This window comes from Paraburkholderia sp. SEWSISQ10-3 4, assembly GCF_030464785.1.
Lineage (GTDB): Bacteria > Pseudomonadota > Gammaproteobacteria > Burkholderiales > Burkholderiaceae > Paraburkholderia > Paraburkholderia aspalathi.
On record NZ_JALPRI010000001.1, the window covers coordinates 786,883 to 809,406 of the forward strand.

Here is a 22,524-nt window from a genome sequence, read left to right on the forward strand (position 1 = left end):
GTTAACGGCAGCGTCAAAAAAAAATGGACCCTCGGGTCCATTCGGTGGGCAATTTTCCTGCTGCACCTGAAGCACGGTCCTTCTTCCGAACGACGGGGTAGTTTGGCGCCTCGCGCGGTCCTCCGGCTAAGGCACGTCTCGGACTCCAGCTCGTGGAGCATGGCCAGAAACTTTGACCTTACGCCGAAAGAAAACGTGGCATTTGACGATTGGCGGCGGATGCCCGTCCATCTAGTACCAGCGAACCGGAACTGGCATCCAGACGAAAGAACGAAATAGCCTGATTAAGTTGCCGCCCCTGGTCTTCGAGCGACTTGGATGCGGCCGCCGCTTCCTCCACCAGCGCAGCGTTCTGCTGCGTGACCTCGTCCATCTGCGTGATCGACTGGTTGACCTGTTCGATGCCCCTGCTTTGTTCCGTCGACGCGGCAGCGATTTCGCCCATGATGTCGGTCACCCGCGCGACGGCCTGCGTGACCTCCGACATCGTCTTTCCCGCCTGATTCGCAAGCAATGATCCATCATGGATTTTCTGGACGGACGCGTTGATCAGATCCTTGATTTCCTTCGCCGCGCTCGACGACCGCTGCGCAAGGCTGCGCACCTCGCTTGCAACCACCGCGAACCCGCGGCCCTGCTCCCCTGCCCGCGCCGCTTCCACCGCCGCGTTCAGCGCCAGGATATTGGTCTGGAACGCGATTCCTTCAATAATTCCCGTGATCTCCGCGATCTTGGTCGAACTCGTGCTGATCTCGCCCATCGTACCGACGACCTGACTCACTACCTCGTTGCCCTTTAGCGCCACTTCGGACGCGTTGGCGGAGAGCGAGCTTGCCTGCTGAGCGTTTTCGGCGTTCTGCTTCACTGTCGAAGTCAGCTCTTCCATGCTTGACGCGGTTTCCTGCAGCGATGCGGCCTGCTGTTCGGTGCGGGACGAAAGATCGACGTTGCCCGAAGCAATCTGGCTGGAGCCGGTCGCGATACTGTCTGCGGCGGTACGCACCTGACCAATCAGGCTGACGAGACTTGCCTGCATTTCACCCATTGACGCGAGCACGCTCCCTCCCGGCGCATTCTTCGCGCCTGCGACGGGACTCAGATCGCCAGCGGCTACGCGCCGTGTGACCTCACCGAGGGCCACCGGCTCAGCGCCGAGTGCACGCAGCAATCCTCGCGTGATAACCATGCCCGCCACGACCGCCAACGCAACAGCGGCGAGACAGATCGCCATCAGCAGATTCCGCTGCGTTGCATAATGTTCCTCGGACTGTCGAACGAGTTCCTCTTCACGGCCGCGCGTGTATTGCGCGTAGTCGTCCGTTGCCTTGACCAGGGCGGCGAGCAGCGGACGACAATCGTCGTCAATTTTCTTCACCGCCTCGTCGCGCTTGCCTCCAACGGCGAGAGCAACGATTGCTTGGGCGACAGGTGCATACACGGCCTCAATCCGGTTGATTTCGCCCACAAGGCTGCGGGTCTTTTCCGTCGCGTCGGTCGCGGACGAAACCATCTGGGTCAGTTTCGCGATGTTCGACTGGACATCCATCTGGGCCTGCGCTTCAGCAGCCTTTTCCATCTCGAAATCGCCTGGCGTGGTCACGAGCGCCATGTTGCGTGCGGCAATCGCACGTCGGTCAACTGCGGTTCGAACCTGCTCAGCCATAGTGGCGCGGGCATTGACGCCCGACACGAAATTTGCGAATCGGTCGTTGGCATCGTTCAGTGACTTCAGCGAAATGCCTGACACGATAAGGACAGTGGCGGCAAGCACGCCAAAGGTCCCCGTGAGTCTTGCCTTAACTGACAGATTGCTGAGATTCATATTTCAACTCCAGTTGCCAATCGGTGGTGCACAAAAAAAGAAATTCGAGGCGTCGAGTAGACCAGAAGACGTGCGGGCTCCGAATGCACGAGCTTCAGCTGCATGCATCTGACTTTACGGCGTGCTGTCGCATTGCTAGAGGGGCACAAACACTGCGCGACCGGACGCAAAGGTTTGCGCCCAATTGAATTTATATATGGCTAGATCAATGCCATTTGTCAGAGGATTGTTGGCACTGAACATGCTGGCCGTGTCGGGCAATGGATAGATCCGCGCACTGTTCATCACGCTCCTCCTTCAGGTTCTCTCAATGTCCGGTCAAAAGCCGTGCGGCCATCGCCAGCACGAGCGCAGGCAGCATCACGACCATGCCGATCCTGCAAAACTGCATGAAGCTCACCTCTTCGCCTTCGCGGCGGATCGAAAGCAGCCACAGAATGGTCGCGAGCGAGCCGGTGATCGACAGGTTCGGGCCGAGATCCACGCCGACCAGCATGGCGTCGATGACCCGCTCGGGGCTATGCGCCTGCAATGCGGTCGCGCTGGCGATCAGCCCTGCCGGAAGGTTGTTGATCGCGTTGCTGCCTAGCGCGACGATGAGCCCCGATGTCGCGGCCGCAGCCAGTTGACTCTGCTGCGTCGCCTGCGCGAGCAGCCGCGACAGTTGAGCGATAACGCCCGTGTGCGCGAGCATCTCCACCAGCACGAAGAGTCCCGCCACGAGCGGCAGCACGCTCCATGAGATGCCGCTAATTAGTTCCGCCGGCGACTTGCGTTCCTTGACGAGCACCACCAGTGTCGTGAGGATGCCGAGCACGGCGGTCGGCAGGCCGAGCTGCAGATCGAGGGCGGAGACGACAAGCAACGCGATCGCCGTCACGCCGATGCCCGCCAGCGCCACCTTGCCGTTCGCGCTGAGCGTGTCCACCGGCAGACCGGAGGCGCACTCCCCTTGCAGATCCTGACGTTGCGTCCAGCGCAGCATGAAGAACGTCACGACGATCGACAGCACCGACGGCACGGCGAAGCGCGCCAACCACAAGTCCAGTGCCGGCGTGTGATTCGCGTAAAGCACGAGATTGGCGGGATTCGAGATTGGCAGGACGAAACTCGCCGCATTGGCGATGAACGCGCACACGAACAACAAAGGCAACGGCTTCGTATTCGCCTTCTTCGCGGCGGCAAACACGGCGGGTGTCAGCACGACGGCAGCGGCATCGTTCGACAGAAACGTCGTCACCACGACGCCGACCAGGTACACCAGCAGAAAGAGCCTGCGCGGCGAGCCCTTCGCGTGGTTCACGGCAAGCACTGCGATCCAGTCGAACAGTCCTTCACGGCGACCTAGCTCCGACAGCAACATCATGCCGATGAGGAACAGATAGACGTCGGTGCCTTCTGCGACCGCCTGCAGCGCGAGGCTGACAGGAAGCAGCCCGAGCGCGACGAGCAGCACCGCGCCTGTCACTGCCCAGATCGCTTCCGGCCATCGGAAGGGACGCAAGATAACGCCAGCGGTAGCGGCAAACGCGATACCCCAGGAGAGGAAAGTCGGATTCATGTAACGAGCGGATTCTGGTTGGCGAGATCGTTGTGAATGCCACAGGCCTTTTTCAGGAAGGTGCCGAACAGCAGCCACAGCGCAAGCGAGCCCACCGACACGGCGCCCAGCACGAGAAAGGCCGCCGCATAGCCGAAGTGTTGCGCGAGGACACCGCCGAGTGCAGGACTCAGCGCTGCGCCTACACCCTGCACGGTCATCACCACGCCCTGTCCGACGTTGACACGCCCGGTGCCCTGCAGGAGCCGCACGATGAGCGCTGGAACGGCCACGCTTTGCAGCCCCGCGCCGATGCCATCGAGCGCCTGCACGGGCCATACCCCCCAGGCCGAGATGAACAGCGCCGCGACTAGCCCGCGCAGCGGCAGCGCAAGAAAGGTGATGAGGATCACACCCCAGTATCCAACGCGCTGGATCAACCGGTTCGCGAAGCACGCCGCGAAGACCATCACCAGTTGCGCCACCACGATCGTCTGCGCGGTGAACGCGCTCGGGTTGCCCTTATGCGCGGCGACAACTGCGAGGCCGTAGAGCGGCAGCATCGCGGCATTACCGAGGTGAAACATCGCGAGCGCGGCGGACAACAGCAGCAGCGGGCGGCACGTCAGCAGCACACGAAAGCCGCTCGCCTGTTCGTGCTCCTGCGTGGAGGGGGCGGCGGCCAGGCCCCGTGCGCGGTCGTGATCGATGGAATCACGCCGGATCAGCAACGTCGAGACAACCGACAGCGCGCCGAAGACACCTGCGAGCGCGAACACCGCGCCGAAACCATAGCGCCAGCCAAGCCAGCCCGACAGCGCCGCGCCAACCACGTTGCCAGCGTGATTGGCCACCTGGTTGCGGCTAAACTGCCGGTCGAAGCCGCGCTCGTGGACAATGCCGAGCGTCACGCCCGCCACGGCCGGCCCGAGCGCGGCGCCTGTCACCGCCGTGAGGATCTGCGACGCCGCGACCATCCAGTACGTATGTGCGACCCATAGCACGAGCGAGGCGAGCGTCGTCATCACACCTGCCGCGACAATCAAGCCGCGCTTGTGACGAGTTGCATCGACGAGCGCGCCGGACGGCGAAGTCGCGAGCATGCCCGCTATGCCACCGAGCGTCATCACCGTGCCGATCGCGTCGGGATGCCAGCCCTGTGCCTGCAGAAAGACGCCGAGAAACGGCCCGATGCCCGCCTGGACATCGGCCATGAAGAAGTTAAGCCCTTCGAGCGCGTATTGAGGATTCATCGATCGAAAACCGTTTGCAGGCGATCGATGCTCCGATAGCCGTCGTCGGACGAAGCGTGCAGATCCCCGAAGTGCACCCAGCTCAACATGTCGCTTTCTCCCTGTACGGCCGGACCTGCTTCAGGCGGCGGTTTCTGCGTCGATGAGTTCGGCGATCTCGTCCACTTCAACGGTTCGCCCGTGCCGGTTCCTGATGCCATGTCCCCAGGCATGGACATGAGCCCCAGGCGCCAGGTACGACGCCAGCTCGGCGGCGGCATGCGGTGGCATGCGCAACGACGTGCCATCGTCCAGCAGCGCTCCGCGCAACTCGCCCTTCGGACCGAACAATGACAGCAGCACTTCGCCGCTCGCCTCCATGGGGCTGCGCTCAGCGTCAGGATGATGATGTTTCTCGCCGTCGCGATGCGGGCCTTCGTCGAGAATGACCTTGCCTGTCTTCAACGTGAGCGAGACGGCTGCGATCATGTCTGCGCCGCGCGGCTTGACGCCGCGTACGCGCACCGTGTCGCCTACCGCCACGAGCCGCGCGATCTGCCGCGACAGATGGGGCGGAAAATGGACTTGTTGCAACTGACGCGAGCCGAGCACGAAGCCATCCAGTTCGCCGTGCGGATTCAAAAGAAAACGCGTTACCGTGCCGCGCGTTTCGGGAAGACTGTCGGGATCGATCCAATGCATGGTCGTGGTCCTTTTTTTCGATGATGGTTGAACGGGTGAATGTCAGGTGCGGTTACCGGGCGCGCTCAAGGGGCCGGTGGCGCGCGATCGTAGAGCCGGGTCAGATTGCCGGGCGATCCAAATGCCGTCGCCTGCAGTGCTGTGCCGTACTGGGTGCGCGTGCCGTAGCCCTGCGCCGAGACCTTCGCGCCGGTTTGCACGAGCGTCGGAAACTGCTGGGCGATCGGCGGCGTCAGCCGGATCACGGTGCCGTCGGCCAGGATCACGCCGTCCGGCTCGCCACGTGGCGCGGTCGTGACGTGCGCCACCTGGCCCTGCACGCTGAGACGCGACAGCGCGACGCCGCGTAGCTCACGCGGCAGCCGCTGGGTGCCCGGCAGTGGCGGCTGATCTTCCAGTTGCTGGCCGCTGCGCGTGTCGGTGATGCGCTGCGCCGCGAGCGCGCCGCCGGCATCGCGCCTCCCGCTCACCTGCACGTTGTCACCCGGACGAACCATCGACGTAAGCTGCGGACCCATGTGCGGCGGAACATGCACGAGCACGCCGTCGCTCGTCAACAAGCCGTCGACGTCGCCATCCGGATTGGTGAGAAAACGCGCGACGGTGCCCTGCGCGGTCGTGAGATCTCCGGCATCGATGAGCGGCGCCGGGCCGCCGACTGGCTGCGGGAGCAGCGCCATGGCAGCGACGCCGGATGGAGGCACGGGTGGCGTCGCGCCGGTCGCGACCGGTGGCGGCGGAGGCGCGGTTGGCGGCTCAGGTTGAGTCTGGGCGGCACATCCGGTGCTCGCCGCCATGAGCGCCGCGAGGCTCATCGCGCTCAAGACGCGCGTAGCGATGCTGCTAAGCGGGTAATTCGGAATCGCTTGCATGGTCCACTCCTTCGTAAGACGAGGAGCTTTCTGCAAGGCCTATGCCATCGGCCAGAAATCCCATGCGGCCGGGCAGCAACGCAACGAAGCAGGGCCGCAGTGTCCATTAACCTGACAGGTGCTGTCCGGTTAATGGACACCTTGGACACCTTCGAACGGTCAGGAGTCGGACAGGCCGAGATTCGCCAGACGCGTATAGAGCGACTGGCGGCTGATGCCGAGCCTGCGCGCCGCTTCAGCGCGATTGCCATCGGCGAGCGCAAGCGCCCGGACGATCAGGGCGCGTTCGAGTTGTGCGAGGGCGTCGTTCAGCGGAAGGTCGATGAGGCCTGCGGGAATCGCATAGGCGTCGTTCGCGGCCGGATCGAACAGGAAGGTGAAATCTTCGCGGGTCAGCAGCGCGGCAGGCGCAAGCGCGCTCGCGCGTTCGATGGCGTTGGCGAGTTCCCGCACGTTGCCGGGCCAGCTGAAGCCGACGAGCAGGCGCTGGGCGTCCGCGGAGAGGTGCTTGCGCGCCGCTTCGGAGGGACCAGCGACGGCCGCGAGGAAATGCTCCGCCAGCGGCAGAATGTCGGCTACGCGCTCGCGCAGAGGCGGTATGTGCAGCGGAATCACGCTGAGCCGATACGATAGATCCTGCCGGAACGTGCCCGCTGCGATCATCGCCGGCAGGTCGCGATGCGTCGCGGCCACCACGCGTACATCGACAGCAAGCGGCCTGTTGGTTCCGAGCGGCGTGATCTGCCGCTCTTGCAGCACGCGCAGCAGCTTCGCCTGCATCGCGAGCGGCATGTCGCCGATCTCGTCGAGAAAGAGTGTGCCGCCATGCGCTTCTTCGAAGCGACCGCGCCGGTCTGCATGTGCACCGGTGAATGCACCCCTGGCGTGGCCGAAGAGTTCGCTCTCGAGCAGGTCTTCCGGGATCGCCGCACAGTTCACGGCGACGAACGGTCCGCCCACACGCGCCGACGCACGATGCAGCACGCTCGCCGCCACTTCCTTGCCGGTGCCCGTCTCACCGGTAATCAACACCGTCGAGTTGGTGCCGGCCGCGCGGCCGAGGCGCTTCTGTACGTCGCGCATGGCTTCGCTGATGCCGAGCAACTGCGGTTCGCGCGAGGGTGTTTCGTCCGCGAATCTGTGGATCGCCTGTGGCGCGGGCGTATTCGTGCGGGTTGCGAGAATGCGCGCGAGGAGCGTGGCGATCTCGTCTCGGCCAACCGGTTTGGTCAGATGCTCGAAGGCGCCGAGCCGCATCGCGCCGATCGTGTTGTCGCTGGTCGCGTACGCGGTCAGCATCACGACCGGCACGTCCTGCAGACCAGCCGTCCCGCGCAGCGTTTCGAGCACGGAAAGGCCGTCCGCGCCCGGCAGCCGGAAGTCGAGAAAGATGCAGTCGGGCGACGCCTCCTCGCGCAGACGTTCGATCGCTTCTTCGCCCGAACGTGCCTCGAGCGGCGTGTATCCAAGGTCCTGGATGGTTTCCGCAAGGCCGTCACGGAAGGCGTCGTCGTCGTCGATGATCAGGATGGTCGCCATGGCATATCGATTACAAAACAGGTCAATTCCGGATTGTCCTCAAGCCACGCGCGGCCGCCATGCGCCGATGCGATCTCGCGCACGACTGCGAGGCCCAGACCCGACCCGTCGGGCCGGCCTGTGACGAACGGCTCGAAGATACGTTCGCGCTCGCCCGCACTCACGCCGGGGCCATCGTCGATCACTTCGAGACGGAGCCGCTCGCCGTCATCTTCCGACATGGCGCGCGCCTTGACCGTGACGTGTCCGCCGGACGGTGCGTGACGCAGCGCGTTGACGATCAGGTTATCGAGTGCGCGCGCCAGTTGCGCCGAATCGAAGACCGGCTGCGTCGTGCAGGACGCAGCTTCGGCCTGCAAGCTTACGTGCCGGCTTTCCGCCCGAGATTCGTGCGTACGGACCAGTCCGGCAAGCCACGCCCGCAGGTCGACTTCCTGCGCGCGGACGGTGACGGGCTGGGTAAGCGCGAGCAGGCTCGACAACTGCGACTCGATGCGCCCCACCTGCTCGATGATGATCTTCAGGGCGGACTCGCGCCGGGCGGCGTCGCCCGCCAGCGCATTTTCCGCTTTGAGCCGCATGGCGCCCACCGGATTGCGGATTTCATGGGCGATCTGTGCGGCCATCTTCCCAAGCGCGCCGAAACGTTCCGCCTGCCCGAGTTTCGCGGTCAACTCGTTCGCCTCGCGTTGCAGGTGCTCTGCGCGTTCGACATAACGATTCAGCGCATCGACGATATGGTCCAGATCGCGCTCGCCAAGTCGATCGATCCGCCTGCCCTGCTCGAGTCGACCGTCTGGCGCAAGCGCCTGTTCGAGCCGCGTGAGGTTGCGCTTCCAGCGTCTGAGCGCCATCGCGAGCAGCAGCGCCAGCGCCACGATGATCGCTAGCACGCCGGCGAGGAACGTCGCGGCCCGCTGCCCATATGGCCCAAGCGGCGGCCGCGCGCGCGTGAGCGTCCAGGCGAGCAGGCCGGCATGACGCGGAACCGGACAGGCGACGGCGGCTACCGCATCGGCGCCTCCAGAGACGACGTCGGCGCGCATCTGGCCGGTGCTGACCACGTTTCGCAGCGTGCGAAGAATGAGCGGTGTCTCAGCCTCGGGTATATCGCGTTTGACACCGCTACCTTCGTAGGTGGGAAACGCGTAGGCGAGAAAACCGCTCGGTGCGCTGGGCACGGGTGCGGAAGTCCAGAAGCCGCCTTCGATACCCTCCGTGCGGACCAGGACGAGATCGAGCACGGCGTGCATAAGATCGACATTCGTTTCGCCCGGCCGCTGCACCGACATGTCGTAGCGCGACGCGACCGCCGCGCAGGCCGTGGCGGCCTGCTGCTTCGCATCCGCGACACGCTCCCCGAGCGCCGACGACAGCATCACCCACACGGTTACGGTCAGCAGGCAGCACAGTACGGCGATAAGGATCCACAGCGCGTAAAGCTGGGTGGAAAACGAAGGTCTCGGCATGAGGAGCCTGCAAGGGAACTGGAGCGGAACTTCAGACGCAAAATTCCTGCCTGCACATAGGGACGAGCGACGGTACTCGCGGCGCCAGACGGCCCCGGCGATGCGACGGTCGGCCGCTTCATCGTATCGACTGTTTTCAACCAGCAACTACAGCTCGTCCCAGATTGATATGCCCGATCAGAGGTCGCGCGTGCGCGGGATGACAACCGCCTGGCCGTGCAGTTTGCCGTCCATGTCGAGAAGCTGCCACAGCGTGGCTTCCTCGATCATGAAGCGCTGGCCCGACTTGGTGATACGCACGCCCTTGTAGCCCGCCTCGTAGCCGAGCCGCTGTACGCGTGCGAGAAATTGCTGCCGCTCCTCGCGGTTCGGAGCCTCGGCCGAGAGTCGGGACGGCAGTCGAGTGATTTCATCCCAGCTATATCCGAAGCGGCGCTGCGCGGCCTTGTTGCCGTATATAAAGAGCGGGTCGGGATCGGTGTTATGCGCGAGTACCGCGAACGGGGCGTGCTCATAGAGCCATTCGGTAGCTTCGGCCACGGGCATGGCCTGGTGCACCAGGGGCCGACCAAGTAGCCGGGCATAGCTGTCGGCAAGGAGCTGATAGAAAGCTGGATCGCTGTGGAGTGGAATCATCTGGGGCATTTCGACGGAGATCGTGGGGTCTGTGCGACGGCGGTGGCGCTCACGATACAACATTGGCCGTGAAGGTTTCCAGCTTCCCGGCGCACTGTGTTGCTGGTCGAGACTACTTATCGCGAGACGTGAAGTCTCGCTCCCAATTACTCAACAGACCTGTTCGTTCCCCGCGACCGACAACAGCGATCCATCGCGAACTCACAATCCGCCGCGCCACTCACCGATCACCGCCACCATCGATTGATCTGTTTTTTTGATGCTCAGGTCAAAAATATATCGGTAGTCGAGCATTTCTGTCGTATCTAGACTTGGCTCCATAGCGTGAAGTAACGATTGCATGTCACAGCAACGGCACACCACGCAGGCTGCAAGCACACGCAGATCGATAACCCCACTGAGATTCAGTCATACCATGGACGCCACCACCAACATTCCCCCTTTCCATCTCGCCTTTCCGGTTCACAGCATCGCGTCGGCCCGGGAGTTCTACGGCGAACTGCTCGGCTGCCCTGAAGGACGTAGCGCCGAAGACTGGGTGGACTTCAACTTCTACGGTCATCAAATTGTCGCTCACCTCGCGCCGGAAGAAGTCGGCCACGTCAAGACCAGCGCCGTTGACGGTGATGCCGTGCCAGTGCGCCACTTCGGCGTCGTGCTGTCGATGAAGCAATGGTCCGAAATGGCAGGGAAGCTCACAGCGGCACACACGAAATTCATCATCGAGCCGCACATCCGCTTCAAGGGTGAGGTCGGCGAGCAGGCGACGATGTTCTTCCTCGACCCGTCGGGCAATGCACTCGAGTTGAAGGCGTTTGCGAACATGGCTGCACTGTTCGCCAAGTAAGTCGTCTGCTCCGTCGCGCTGCGCGCGCCGTTCCCTCTTCGACATCATCGCCCTCTATCGTCATGAAACGGACTCTGGTTGCCAATCGCGACGAAATGCCGTCGTGGACAATCCACCCATCAGGAGAACGGCTGCTCATCGTCGAACTCGCGGGCGGCGACACCGTGCAGGCCAACCGGATGGCGCGCGCCTTCGCTGCGCGGATCGTGTCGTCACGGCCAGATTACGTCACGGACATCGTTCCGTCCTTGACGACTGTCGGCATCCACTACGACCCGGCACGCGTGCCGCGCGATGCTACCCGGCGGATGCCGTTCGACACGATCCGCGACGCGCTCGGCGCGCTGCTGCAAAGCGTCGATATCGTGCAGCCCGCGGCGACCCGTATTGTCGAAATTCCCGTGTGCTACGGCGACGAACACGGCCCCGATCTCGACGAAGCCGCCTGCGCATGCGATCTGTCGTCGACCGAACTCATCGAGCGTCACAGTCGCGCACCCGTGGACGTGATGATGCTCGGCTTTGCGCCGGGACATCCGTATATCGGCCTGTTCGACGAAACGCTTTCGCTGCCGAGGCGCGCAACACCCCGCACGGCTGTCCCGCCAGGCTCGATCGGCCTCGCGAACCGGCAAACAGTTATCTATCCGCTGACGTTGCCGGGCGGCTGGAATCTGATCGGCCGTACGCCGCTGTCGCTGTTCGCGCCAGCGCGCGCCGAACCGTGCCTCGTGCAGGCGGGCGATCAGGTCCGCTTCGTGCCGATCAGCGCGGCTCAATTCGACGCGCTCAACGAGCACCCGGGAGCCTCTCAATGAACATCGAAGTGATCAAGCCCGGCGCGTTGAGCACCTTTCAGGATCTCGGCCGTGTTGGCTTTCAGCATCTCGGGATTCCGGCAAACGGCGCCATGGACGAACGTGCCCACCGCATTGCCAACGCGTTGGTCGGCAATGCGTCGACGAACGCAACGCTTGAAATCACGCTGATGGGACCGACGCTGAGATTCCTGCACGACACAGTGATCGCGCTGAGCGGCGCCGATCTCGACGCGAAGCTCGACGCTACGCCGGTCCCGCTCGATCGGGCGACGATGGTGCCCGCCGGCAGCGAGCTTTCTTTCGGCAAGCGCCGCAGCGGCCTGCGCGCGTATCTCGCGGTGCGCGGCGGCTTCCGCTTCGATCCGGTGATGGGCAGCGCCAGCACCTACACGCGAGGCGGCTACGGCGGTCACGCGGGACGCCCATTGAAGAAGGGCGATCTGCTCGCCGCTCACGCGCCGACCCGACCTGTACCGCACCATCCGGACCGGACACTATTCGACGAAAACATTCTGAGCGCGCCGGACGCGCCGATCCGCGTACTGCCAGGCCGCGAATGGCAATACTTTTCGAAGCAGGCGCAACAGACATTTCTGCGCGAACCTTACCGGCTCGCGCCGCAATCGGACCGCATGGGCTATCGCCTCGAAGGCGGGCAGCTCGATTTGAGCGCACCACGCGACGTTGCCTCCGAAGCGGTCGGCTTCGGTGCTATCCAGGTACCGGCGGACGGCCAGCCCATCATCCTGATGGCGGATCGGCAGACCACCGGCGGCTATCCAAAGATCGGTCACGTTTGCGCGGTCGATCTGCCCCGGCTCGCCCAGAAAATGCCTGGCGAATCCGTGCACTTCACCCGTGTCGATCTGGAAACCGCGCAACGGCTTCTGCTGTTGCAGGAGGACTGTTTCGCCGCACTGGAACAACACGGTCATGGTTGAAATCGACTTCAACAGCGATCTCGGCGAAAGCTTCAGCGTGTATCGCCTCGGCTGTGACGACGCAATACTTCAGCACGTAACGTCGGCCAACATCGCCTGCGGTTTTCATGCGGGCGATGCGCAGACGATCGCGGCCACCTTCGCCCGGCAGATCCGCGACGCGTTGACCCGCGCGGGTGTTCTCGTTACGGCGCCGAGCTGTTCGTGCTCGAATCGATGAAGATGGAAATCCCGGTCGAGGCGGACGTATCGGGCCACATCGGGTCGAATCTCGTCGCGGAAGGAGAAGTTGTCGAGGAAGGTCAGACTCTGGCTCATTTCATTCCGGACTGAGCCGGTCGATCCTGTCACACCCGGGTATCCGTACTTATATTCGGCATGCTTATCAATTGCGAGGTTATTACCTTGTTGTTTTTTGCCCGGGCCCGTGCCAAACGCATGCAGCCAACCCTAGCTGGGTGAACCGAAGCCACCGATCGCGCGTCGACCTCGCATCGAAGGAATCGGACGCTCTTTCTATCTCGTCCTAGTGTCACCGTCACGTGGGAATCATCATGTCGAATGCCTCAGCTGCAGAGTTCGATGTCGAAACGACGCCATCTTCGTCCGTACCCGGCACGACCGCCCGCAAAGCCGCCATCGCTGCAACCGCCGGCACCGCGATCGAGTACTACGAATTCGGTGTGTACGGTTATATGGCCGCGATCATCGGACCGCTATTCTTTCCTGCCGACAACGCCACCGCGTCACTGCTATCGGTACTGGCCGTGTTCGGCAGCGCGTTCCTGATGCGCCCGATAGGCGGCATCGTGCTCGGCCGGATCGGGGACAGAATCGGACGCCGCTCGGTCCTGCTCGTCACGGTGATCGGCATGGGCATCGCAACCGCTGCGGTAGGCATGTTGCCAGTCGCCTCCACAGCGGGTGTCCTCGCACCCGTTGCGCTGCTAGCCGTACGGCTCGTTCAGGGTTTCTTTTCCGGTGCCGAAGTGACCGGCGCCGCGGCCTACGTTGCGGAATCGGCGCCGCGCGGCAAACGCGGCCTGTTTGGTTCCGCAACGCCGGTCGGTGTCGCGATCGGCGGTTCGCTTGCAGCGGCAGTCTGCGGACTGACGACTGCATCGGTCAATAGTGCCGCACTGCATGACTGGGGCTGGCGCATCCCGTTTCTCATGGCGGTGCCGCTCGTCGTGATTGCTGCGTATATGCGCCGGCGTATTGACGAATCGCTCGCGTTCAAGAAGGTCCTCGAAGCAAGTGAGCCCGTCAAGGCACCGTTGCGTGAAGTCCTCGCCCATCATCGTGGTGCGATGCTCAGGGTATTTCTGGTGTCGTTCGGACAGAATGCCGGGTACTGGGTCGGCTTCGTGTTCATGAGCATCTATATGATCACGTACCTGAAGTACGACAAGACCAGTGTCTTCTGGATGATGTCGTTCGTGAGCATGACGATGGCCGCATTGATGCCGCTCTGGGGCGCGCTGTCCGATCGGATCGGACGCCGCAGAGTGCTCGCGATCGGCTTCGCTTCGTACGCGGTCCTCGTGATCCCGATGATGATGCTGATGAACCATCACAATATGCCGCTGGCGTTTCTCGCGATGTTCATCGTCGCGTTGCCGATGCCGATCGTGCAGTCGGTCGGTTACCCGACCTACACCGAGCAGTTCCCGACGCGCGTGCGCTACACCGGCATGGCGTTCAGCTTCAACTTCGGCGCGATCCTCGGCGGCGGTGTCACGCCGTATCTCGCCACCGCGCTGATCGGCCACACCGGCAATCTGCTGAGTCCCGCCTTCCTCCTTGTCGGCGCCGCGGTGGTCGCGCTCGTGACCCTCGCCGGCATCCGGGAAACGGCCGACACATCGCTCGCCTGACACCAACACACGCAGCGCTTACTTCGCGCCTCAACACGGACACCTGGCATGACGCAAACCACTACAGTCCGCGTCGACGTTGAAGCTCAAGCCGCGCTCGCGCCAACGCCCTGGACCGAGCGCGCGAGAATACGGGCAGGCTTCAGCGGCAACACCAGCGGCATGGCGCCTGGCTACGCGCAAGGCAACCTCGTCGTGTTGCCGAAGGCGTGGGCGGACGATTTCGCCGCCTATTGCCGCGCCAATCCGACACCTTGTCCGTTGATCGGCATGACCGAACCCGGCAGCAGCCTCGTGCCGATGCTCGGCGACAACATCGATCTGCGCACCGACCTGCCCCGCTATCGCGTATGGCGCGACGGCGAACTGGTCGAGGAACTCGACGATGTCTCGGCGTTGTGGCAAGCGGATTGGGTCGGCTTCGTGATCGGCTGCTCGCTGTCGTTCGAACACGCTTTGCAGGTTGCCGGTCTGAACGTGCGTCACGTCGACGAACAGAAAGTGGTGCCGATGTACCGCACGTCGATTCAGACGCGGCAGGTGGGCGCTTTCCGCGGGCCGATGGTGGTGTCGATGCGGCCTTACACGCCGGAGCATGCAGCGATCGCGTATGCAGTCTGCGAGAAGCTGCCCGGCGCGCACGGTGCGCCCGTCCATATCGGCGACCCGGCCGCGATCGGCATCCGCAACGTCAATGTGCCCGACGAAGGCGAGCCGACCGCGATTCTCGACGGCGAAACACCGGTGTTCTGGGGCTGCGGTGTCACACCGCAAGCCGCAGTGATCGAAGCACGCCCGCCGATCTGCATCACGCATGCGCCCGGTCACATGCTGATCTGCGATGTCCGGACCGACGACCTGAAGCTGCTTTGACTTCGCTCGCGGCAGCCTGCACTCAATGCCCGGTGCGGGCGGTACAAGCGGTCTGTTTTTTTGCGCCACCGCTTTGTGATGAAATACACGCCACACCAACGCCAGCGGCCACCCCACCGCCCCAGACGCCATGATGCGCGAACTCAAGACGTTCCTCGCCGTAGTCCGCTTCGGCACCTTCGGCAATGCCGGCTCGCATATCGGTCTGACGCAATCGGCGGTGAGCGCGCAAATCAAACGGCTGGAAGAAGATCTAGGGTTTCCGCTCTTCGATCGGACCGGACGCTCCGCAACACTCAACGAAGCCGGCATCAGGACGGCAGCCGTCGCCGAAGATTTGCTTCGGCAATACGCGACGCTCTCCGCTCAGGCCGGCGACTCGAGCGCAACCGGCTTTCTTCGCATTGGCGCCATTGCATCGGCCCAGGCTTCGTTGCTGGTATCCGCGATTCAAAGGTTTCGTGTGAGCTCGCCGGGTTGGCACGTACGCGTCGTGCCTGGCGTATCGCTGAATCTGCTGGCACAGGTCGACTCCGGCGACGTGGATGCCGCGCTCATCATCAAACCGCCGTTCGCGTTGCCAGCCGAATTGAAGTGGCACCTCCTCTGCGCTGAGCCGTTCGTTCTACTCGTGCCCAAGAAGCTCGCAAAGACGCCCTGGCGCGAATTGCTCGCATCGGAGCCGTTCATTCGCTACGACCGGAATTCGTTTGGCGGCCGTCTCGTTGAGCGCTTTCTGCGCAGGATACGCGTGCGCGTACATGACGTCGTCGAACTCGACGAGTTGCAAGGTATCGTCGGCCTCGTCGAACAAGGCGTAGGCATTGCGTTGATACCGAACGCGGCATCGCTGCATATTCCACGAGGTCTCGATAAGCTGTCGCTCGGCGAGCATACATTCAGCCGCGAGATCGGGCTGGTCGAGCGCGGCGGGCAAACTCAACGGACGGCGATTGCCGAGTTCAATCGCTGCGTCGTCGAAGCGGCGCCGGGCGGCAGAGCTTCGTCCACGACGATGACACAACGCTCCGGCTCGGCCGGGGCTTGAATGGCGTTAGCGCCGCCTCATTTGCAGCGGACACCATCATTTGATGCGATGGCCAGGTGGTTTCCAACCCATCAGTGTCTCTGCGCTCCATTCCGCTGCGGCAAGTCTGGAGATGAAGAAATCAGCCAACGCGCTAACCTTCGCTGGCCGTGCGCGGGCAGTAGGGGTAACAAAATACAGACCACCTTCGGGTAGTCGCCATTCAGTCAGAATCGGTTCAAGCTGTTTGTCCGCGAAATACTGTGTCGCGACAAACTCGGGAAGCTCCGCAATGGCAAGTCCCGCGATGAGCATGGGCAGTAACGCTTCTACGCTTGTTACTCGCAATGCCCCAGTTGGTGTGATCGTGCATTCCTCGCCACTTTGGTGGGTAAAGCGCCAAACGTCGCGCTTGCTCCTGTTGGCGTAGGTCAGGCACTGGTGGGCGCCAAGATCGTGTGGGTGCTGCGGTCGACCACAGCGCAACAGATAGGCTGGAGATGCCACGACAAACCGACGCACGGGTGCAATGAGACGTGCAGCGAGTGACGAGTCTTCCATGATCGCGATACGAAGCGCGGCGTCGAAGCCGTCTCCGATCAGATCGGCATGGACATCCGTGAGATGAAGATCCACGGCAATATCCGGATAGGTCCGGAAGAACTCAGGCAGCAGCGGGGCAACCCAGCGAGCACCGAAGGACAGTGGTGCGGCGAGCTTTACCAGACCACGCGGCCGGCTCGAGGTCTCACGCGCGAAATCCTCGGCCTCCTCGGCGTCAGCGTAGATTTTCGCCGCTCGCTCGGCAAGCGTATGGCCGTAGTCCGTGAGTGCAAGTCGTCGGGAGGTACGGTTAAAAAGCCTCCCCCCGAGTCGCTCTTCCAGGCGGGTGACCGCCCGGGAAACCGTGGCGACAGAGACGCCCATTGCCGCCGCCGCGGCTGCAAACGAACCTTCTTCAGCGACCTTCGCGAACATCGCGAATCCTTCAAAGTCCGGTAGTTTTGACATCGGCAATTCTGCAACGATGGTTTTCAATCATTTCTATTTCGAAAAGTAGCACGCTGCCATAGATTTGTCTCGTCGCACAGGAGATAAATCATGGAACGAAAGAGGACACCAGGGCTTGTCGATCTCGCCAGCCCCGATGCCACGCAACAACAGAGCATGCTCGAAGTTCATGCTTTCGCCACGCCCAACAGCATCAAAGTTCCCATCGCACTGGAAGAGATGGGGCTCGACTATCGGCTGGTTCCCGTCAATCTGCGCCAGGGCGAGCAGAAGACCGACGCCTTCAAGGCAATGAATCCCAACGCGAAAGTCCCGGTTCTCATCGACCGATCGGTTCCTGGGGATGGCGATGTGATACTCAGCGAGTCTGCCGCGATCCTCGTGTACCTCGCAGAGAAGACCGGGCAGCTTCTTCCGAAAGACGGCCCCCCACGCGGCAAGGTCTTCGAGCAACTTTTCTTCCACGCATCCGGCCTCAGCCCGGCGTTCCTGCAGTCATTCCAGGTCGCGATCCAGGCGTCGCCGCAACCCGAGGCAAAAGCGCGGGCGCTGGCGGAGGTCGATCGGACGCTGGGCGTGCTCAACCAGATTCTCGAGCGTCATCCATACGCTGCTGGCGTCGAGTACAGCATCGCAGACATTGCCCATTTCGGGTGGGTGTGGCGTCATCAGGCGATCGGAGCGGCCCTCGACAAATTTCCGTTCGTCGCTCGCTGGTACGAAGAGATCTCGACGCGACCGGCTGTCGTCGCGGCCATCGCAAAGACCGTGGCGCTCGCTCAGTAATGCGATGCAACCTCCAATTCCCCGGACTTCTACACATCGTGACATGGCTCTGTTCACAGTCAATCACCAAGGAGAATCGCAATGAACGACCGTATCCATGAACTGCTTTATCGTAACCTTCAGGAGGTCTTTGGCGAAGGTGACGCAGCGCGTCGTCGCGCTGCCATCGAGGAGCTTTATACCGAAGATTGTGTGCTCTACGTGCCTCCGGGTACGTTCGTCGGGCACGACGCGCTCGACAAATTCGCGGGAGATCTTCGGGCGACACACCCGCATTTTGTTTATGCGCCGCACGGTGAAGCGCAGGCCCTCCACAATGCTGGTCGCCTCGCATGGGGTTCCGGTCCGCGTGATGAAGTACCCGACTATACGGGCGTGGATGTCATCATCGTTCGCGACGGGAGGATCGAAGCACTCTACGTCTTTCTGGATTCTGTGCCGTCGTAGCCACGCCATGATCCACTTGGCTTCACATTATTTCGTAACGAAATCACCGCGCAAAGCGAACAAACCCAGCGGCAGATTCCTGAAAGCGAAAACGCGCAGATTTATCTGCGCGTCTCTACGTCATTCCATCAACAGACCAAGGACGTCCAGGCAGCACTCAGTCAACGACACAAGGCCGCAATAAATCCCGTCAATTTATGCGCCGCCGAAAAACACAGGCTTCATTCCATCATTCGGGTCCGGGCGAACAGAGCCTTGAATTTTATGTCCCAGGTGGGAGACAGCGGTGCCGAACGAACGCAGCTCATGATGGCTGCCCGACGCTGAAGTGCCGTCAGCAACACCGCCAAAACCGGTCGCAGCGCTAGTTTGTGCGGCCGGAGCGACCGCTTCGTTGGATTGAGCAAAAGATGAGACAGCCGGAATTGCAAGAGCAGCTGCGACGATGAGCGATTGAACGAGTTTCATGATACTTACCTCCAGACTTCGTTTGTTCCGCAAACGCCCGTTTGCGTTTCAGTGCTTGCAGTCTAGGCTTGGGCCTGCTCGCAATTAAGTGCCTGCGGAACAAAACAATGTTGAAAAAATAAGTACAAACCCTTAGAGCCAAGCGTCACGCATGCAGCATGCTTGCGTTTGCCTTGCCATCTACACCACCATGACCTCAGTTCGCGCCCCAATCAAACAGCAGAAATCCTGCGAGTCGAGCGCTCAAACGCGAGCGAGCGTTTGAGCCGCTATCAAGCAAAGGCAAGTCATCGCAATTTTGCATTGTCATTAATTTGCCTCGCTATTTAATAAGTTGAAACAAGGCATTCCATAGACTAGAGTGGTCGGTAACTTCTATCTGCCTACATATTCGAATCTCCGACACGGAAAGCGGATAACAGGCTATCTCGTCATTGATCACGGTGACCCATGGTGGATCAGCGGTAGCGTCTTGGTTGCACCAGCCAGCAATCCTAACTAACCGCGCCCGCTTTTCCGATGAAAGCCAGCGCAATTTATCCCGCTATAGACGCGCGAACGGCATATATAGCAAATTTTTATTTTGCAAAAGACTCGACTTTCTTTCGATCTGCTCCTATATCGAAACGCAAGGTGTGCCCCGCTGTGCCGCATTTGAATTTATCGCGATCCGGGTTTTATTCCAGGAAAGGGGATCACTATGCAATCCGCATGCAACATGATTGGCAATGTGCGCTATGTTCGTCGCGCCCTGATTGTTTTCACTCTGATCGCGGTCGCTGCATTCCAGCCTGCCGCAGGCCAAAGTCTCACCATCAAAGATCTCGGCGCGCTCCCCGGTGAATTTAACTACAGCAACGCGCTCGGGATCAACGAGCGCGACCAGGTGATCGGCTACTCGATCACGGCGGGCGGGAACACGCACGCTTGTCTGTTTGAAAACGGCGTGGTGACCGACTTGGGCACTCTCCCCGGTGGCAGCTACAGCTCAGCTAGCGCGATCAACAATCGCGGCCAGGTGGTCGGTTCCTCGAGCACCGCGCGTGGGAATTCGCACGCCTTTCTGTTCGAACACGGGGCGATGACCGACCTGGGTACGCTCCCCGGCGGCGACTTCAGCGGAGCTAGCGGGATCAACGAGCGCGGCCAGGCGGTTGGTTTAGCGTCCAACCTACGCGGGTACGTTCACGCTGCTCTGTTTGAAAACGGCGTGGTGACCGATTTGGGCACGCTCCCCGGCGGCAGCGATAGCGGAGCTTTGGGAATCAACAATCGCGGCCAGGTGGTCGGCTATTCGTCCATCGCAGGTGGGTACGCGCACGCCTTTCTGTATGAACACGGGGTGATGACTGACCTGGGCACGCTCCAGGGTACTAACGGCAGCAGCCATGCTCAGGCGATCAACAATCGCGGCCAGGTGATCGGCATATCGTCTACCGCAAGCGGGGACGTGCACGGCTTTCTGTTTGAAAACGGAGTCATGACTGACTTGGGCACGCTCCCCGGTCGCAACGACAGCAACGCTTTTGGGATCAACAATCGTGGCCAGGTGGTCGGCGAGTCGGACGCCGGAACCAACCCGTACTTGCCGCACGCGTTTCTGTTTGAACACGGGGCGATGACCGACCTGGGCACGCTCCCCGGGGACAACTTCAGCGAAGGTGTCGGGATCAACGAGCACGGCGATATCGCGGGTAACTCCACGTTGCACGCTATCCTTTGGACACGAAAAAAATGATTGGCAGTCTCTAGTGGCTCACAAGTCATGTTGAAATTATGGGACCAGCATAGCCAACGGTACGGTTCAGCGAACCGTCCGCTGCAACCGATTGTTAGGCACCCTCACTGACGCACATAGCGCAAGTGTGTGGCAGCCGGACCATCGAGAACCCTATCAATGCGAAACTGCGGCCCGGGGTCGCGCAGATTCTCGAAGAGACGCCGCCCACTGCCGAACAACACGGGTGACAAAGCAATTTCCAGTTCGTCAACGACACCCATGGTCAGGTACTGCTGGATCACATCGGCTCCACCCGCGATACGAACATCGCGACTGCCTGCGGATTCCCGAGCCAGCTCAAGGGCACGCTCCGGCCCGTCATTGATGAAGTGGAAGGTCGTGCCACCCGGGCGCACCCAAGGTTCGCGTTTCTCATGGGTAAGAACGTATACCGGTGTGTGAAACGGAGCCTCCTCTGGCCAGGCGCGCTCGCCTTGCTCGAACATTCGCTTGCCCATAATGTTGGCACCGATGCGCTCCGTGGTGCTGCGAAGCAGGTCATTGACCGGGCCGGTCTCTCCCCCTGGTCCGAGCTTGAGGTTCTCGCGGAAGTACTGTTGATTGAAGATCCAGGCCATCAACGCCCCCCACTTGGCGCCCCAGTTCTTGTACTCAGGCGTGTCCCAATTCTCCATGGTCATTCCTTCCGGTGCCATGTAGCCATCGAGGCTAAGTCCAATGTTGACGAATACTTTGCTCATGATTGTCCTCTCGCATGTTCGGATGTCGCCTAACTTTGATATGAGGCGACAGTTTTGCGCCCCAATTTCGAAGACTGCCGGTTCAGGAAGTACAGCTTTGTACTTGCTCGAACGCGGCTTTGAGAAATGCCGCGACGTCCGCGGGAGATTGCTCCTGTGCTTGCAGAACACCCCCTAATGTGATGCCCCTGGTCAGGCAACGCTTCGACTCAGCCACGGCGGCGGGGCCAGAGAGCGTCGGCCACCTCGGACCATTGTGAACCTCCTGCTGTCAAGATCATAGGAGCCCACCGCAGGCATTAGCAGCTAATCTTCTCCACCGTCCTCACCGAATCAAACCGCGGGTCGAGCGATCAAGAAAATCGTAAAAGGGCTTAATCTCGGCATGGGTTGTTGCAATCTCAGCAATCTCCGGCTTCGCTTCGTCAAGCGTCTTCCCGCTACGGTAAAGCAGCTTGTAGGCGTTCCGGATAGCTTGTATCGCCTCCTTGCTGAAACCTCGGCGTTGTAGCCCCGTGGTATTCACTCCGACAGGTGAAGCATGATTGCCTTGAGCAATAACAAACGGCGGCACATCTTGCGCGACACCAGAACACCCCCCCACCATAACGTGCGCTCCGATGACGCAGAATTGATGGACTGCGCACATACCGCCGATGATCACGTGATCATCCACGATAACGTGACCGCCTAGCGTTGCATTGTTTGCCAGAATGCAATGGTCACCAACAATGCAATCGTGGGCAACGTGAGCATTGACCATCAGAAGGTTGTCGTTTCCAACCTTGGTGATACCGCCTCCTTGGACCGTGCCGCGATGGATCGTGACACTCTCGCGGATTCTGTTGCGATCACCCACTTCCACGACGGTTGGCTCCCCAGCGTACTTCAAGTCCTGGTTGTCTTCTCCAATCGTGGCGAAAGGATAGATTGTGTTGTCTCGGCCAATGCAAGTGTGCCCGCTTACGACAACGTGCGACTTAAGGACGGTGCCTTCGCCAATCTCGACGTCACCACCTATACAGCAGTAGGGACCAATGCGAACGCGAGCCCCAATGACGGCACCTTCTTCAATAACTGCGGTGGGGTGGATGACAGCCGTTTCGTCGATCACAAATGCAGCCTCTCGGGAA

General features: G+C 61.5%; 22 protein-coding genes and 1 pseudogene. 11 read left to right on the plus strand and 12 right to left on the minus strand.

What is annotated here, in order from left to right; all coding sequences use genetic code 11:
* Positions 1-178: 178 nt before the first annotated feature.
* From M0D68_RS03545 to M0D68_RS03580, 8 genes are all read right to left on the minus strand, one after another.
* The gene (locus M0D68_RS03545; RefSeq protein ID WP_200618653.1) at positions 179-1,822 is read right to left on the minus strand and encodes a methyl-accepting chemotaxis protein; all 1,644 of its coding nucleotides are present in this window, start codon (positions 1,820-1,822) and stop codon (positions 179-181) included.
* 307 nt (positions 1,823-2,129) lie between these two features.
* Positions 2,130-3,383 (minus strand): arsenic transporter, encoded by a 1,254-nt coding sequence (locus M0D68_RS03550; protein ID WP_093634195.1) that lies wholly within the window; start codon positions 3,381-3,383, stop codon positions 2,130-2,132.
* On the minus strand, positions 3,380-4,615 hold the full coding sequence (locus tag M0D68_RS03555) for an MFS transporter (protein WP_266223793.1): 1,236 nt from the start codon (positions 4,613-4,615) through the stop codon (positions 3,380-3,382). Before M0D68_RS03555 ends, M0D68_RS03550 begins: the two co-directional genes overlap by 4 nt.
* A 120-nt stretch (positions 4,616-4,735) precedes the next feature.
* Positions 4,736-5,296: a hypothetical protein gene (locus M0D68_RS03560; protein WP_093634197.1), complete on the minus strand. Its 561-nt coding sequence runs from the start codon at positions 5,294-5,296 to the stop codon at positions 4,736-4,738.
* A gap of 65 nt (positions 5,297-5,361) precedes the next feature.
* The gene (locus M0D68_RS03565; RefSeq protein ID WP_266223794.1) at positions 5,362-6,168 is read right to left on the minus strand and encodes a hypothetical protein; all 807 of its coding nucleotides are present in this window, start codon (positions 6,166-6,168) and stop codon (positions 5,362-5,364) included.
* 159 nt (positions 6,169-6,327) lie between these two features.
* Positions 6,328-7,707, minus strand: coding sequence for a sigma-54 dependent transcriptional regulator (locus M0D68_RS03570; RefSeq protein WP_093634198.1), 1,380 nt, complete (start codon positions 7,705-7,707; stop codon positions 6,328-6,330).
* Complete coding sequence (locus M0D68_RS03575; protein ID WP_200618656.1) at positions 7,692-9,176, minus strand: HAMP domain-containing sensor histidine kinase; 1,485 nt, start codon at positions 9,174-9,176, stop codon at positions 7,692-7,694. The genes M0D68_RS03570 and M0D68_RS03575 overlap by 16 nt, the downstream gene beginning before the upstream one ends.
* A 177-nt stretch (positions 9,177-9,353) precedes the next feature.
* Positions 9,354-9,812: an MEKHLA domain-containing protein gene (locus M0D68_RS03580; RefSeq protein ID WP_093634434.1), complete on the minus strand. Its 459-nt coding sequence runs from the start codon at positions 9,810-9,812 to the stop codon at positions 9,354-9,356.
* A gap of 415 nt (positions 9,813-10,227) precedes the next feature.
* On the opposite strand from M0D68_RS03580, the gene M0D68_RS03585 reads away from it, so the two are divergent.
* The 8 genes and pseudogenes from M0D68_RS03585 to M0D68_RS03620 all read left to right on the plus strand — a co-directional run bounded on the left by M0D68_RS03585 (position 10,228) and on the right by M0D68_RS03620 (position 16,219).
* A complete protein-coding gene (locus tag M0D68_RS03585; RefSeq protein WP_093634200.1) occupies positions 10,228-10,659 on the plus strand; it encodes a VOC family protein in 432 nt (143 codons plus the stop codon).
* Positions 10,660-10,721: 62 nt separating this feature from the next.
* Positions 10,722-11,477, plus strand: coding sequence for a 5-oxoprolinase subunit PxpB (gene pxpB / locus M0D68_RS03590; protein ID WP_266223796.1), 756 nt, complete (start codon positions 10,722-10,724; stop codon positions 11,475-11,477).
* Positions 11,474-12,421 (plus strand): biotin-dependent carboxyltransferase family protein, encoded by a 948-nt coding sequence (locus tag M0D68_RS03595; RefSeq protein ID WP_266223797.1) that lies wholly within the window; start codon positions 11,474-11,476, stop codon positions 12,419-12,421. The genes pxpB and M0D68_RS03595 overlap by 4 nt, the downstream gene beginning before the upstream one ends.
* Positions 12,414-12,560: pseudogene (locus M0D68_RS03600) on the plus strand (LamB/YcsF family protein); the annotation flags it as partial. The gene M0D68_RS03595 and the pseudogene M0D68_RS03600, both read left to right, overlap by 8 nt.
* A gap of 65 nt (positions 12,561-12,625) precedes the next feature.
* Positions 12,626-12,754: a biotin/lipoyl-containing protein gene (locus M0D68_RS03605; protein WP_244869553.1), complete on the plus strand. Its 129-nt coding sequence runs from the start codon at positions 12,626-12,628 to the stop codon at positions 12,752-12,754.
* A gap of 221 nt (positions 12,755-12,975) precedes the next feature.
* Positions 12,976-14,298, plus strand: a complete 1,323-nt coding sequence (locus M0D68_RS03610) for an MFS transporter (protein ID WP_200676362.1) — start codon at positions 12,976-12,978, stop codon at positions 14,296-14,298.
* 48 nt (positions 14,299-14,346) lie between these two features.
* Complete coding sequence (locus tag M0D68_RS03615) at positions 14,347-15,171, plus strand: putative hydro-lyase (protein WP_266223798.1); 825 nt, start codon at positions 14,347-14,349, stop codon at positions 15,169-15,171.
* Between the two features lie 130 nt (positions 15,172-15,301).
* Entirely contained in the window at positions 15,302-16,219 is a 918-nt protein-coding gene (locus M0D68_RS03620; protein WP_200618662.1) for a LysR family transcriptional regulator, read from the plus strand.
* A 36-nt stretch (positions 16,220-16,255) separates the two neighbouring features.
* On the opposite strand, the gene M0D68_RS03625 is transcribed toward M0D68_RS03620, so the two are convergent.
* Complete coding sequence (locus tag M0D68_RS03625; RefSeq protein ID WP_266223968.1) at positions 16,256-17,209, minus strand: LysR family transcriptional regulator; 954 nt, start codon at positions 17,207-17,209, stop codon at positions 16,256-16,258.
* Positions 17,210-17,299: 90 nt separating this feature from the next.
* Between M0D68_RS03625 and M0D68_RS03630 the strand changes: the two genes are divergently transcribed.
* The gene (locus tag M0D68_RS03630) at positions 17,300-17,995 is read left to right on the plus strand and encodes a glutathione S-transferase family protein (protein ID WP_266223799.1); all 696 of its coding nucleotides are present in this window, start codon (positions 17,300-17,302) and stop codon (positions 17,993-17,995) included.
* Between the two features lie 81 nt (positions 17,996-18,076).
* The gene (locus M0D68_RS03635; protein WP_266223800.1) at positions 18,077-18,442 is read left to right on the plus strand and encodes a nuclear transport factor 2 family protein; all 366 of its coding nucleotides are present in this window, start codon (positions 18,077-18,079) and stop codon (positions 18,440-18,442) included.
* A gap of 195 nt (positions 18,443-18,637) precedes the next feature.
* On the opposite strand, the gene M0D68_RS03640 is transcribed toward M0D68_RS03635, so the two are convergent.
* On the minus strand, positions 18,638-18,910 hold the full coding sequence (locus M0D68_RS03640; protein WP_266223802.1) for a hypothetical protein: 273 nt from the start codon (positions 18,908-18,910) through the stop codon (positions 18,638-18,640).
* A gap of 700 nt (positions 18,911-19,610) precedes the next feature.
* Between M0D68_RS03640 and M0D68_RS03645 the strand changes: the two genes are divergently transcribed.
* Positions 19,611-20,648, plus strand: coding sequence for an HAF repeat-containing protein (locus M0D68_RS03645; protein WP_266223803.1), 1,038 nt, complete (start codon positions 19,611-19,613; stop codon positions 20,646-20,648).
* 104 nt (positions 20,649-20,752) lie between these two features.
* Here M0D68_RS03645 and M0D68_RS03650 read toward each other — a convergent pair whose 3' ends face one another.
* Both M0D68_RS03650 and lpxA read right to left on the minus strand, forming a co-directional pair.
* A complete protein-coding gene (locus M0D68_RS03650) occupies positions 20,753-21,391 on the minus strand; it encodes a dihydrofolate reductase family protein (protein ID WP_266223804.1) in 639 nt (212 codons plus the stop codon).
* A 325-nt stretch (positions 21,392-21,716) separates the two neighbouring features.
* Positions 21,717-22,502 (minus strand): acyl-ACP--UDP-N-acetylglucosamine O-acyltransferase, encoded by a 786-nt coding sequence (gene lpxA, locus M0D68_RS03655; RefSeq protein ID WP_266223969.1) that lies wholly within the window; start codon positions 22,500-22,502, stop codon positions 21,717-21,719.
* Positions 22,503-22,524: the final 22 nt, after the last annotated feature.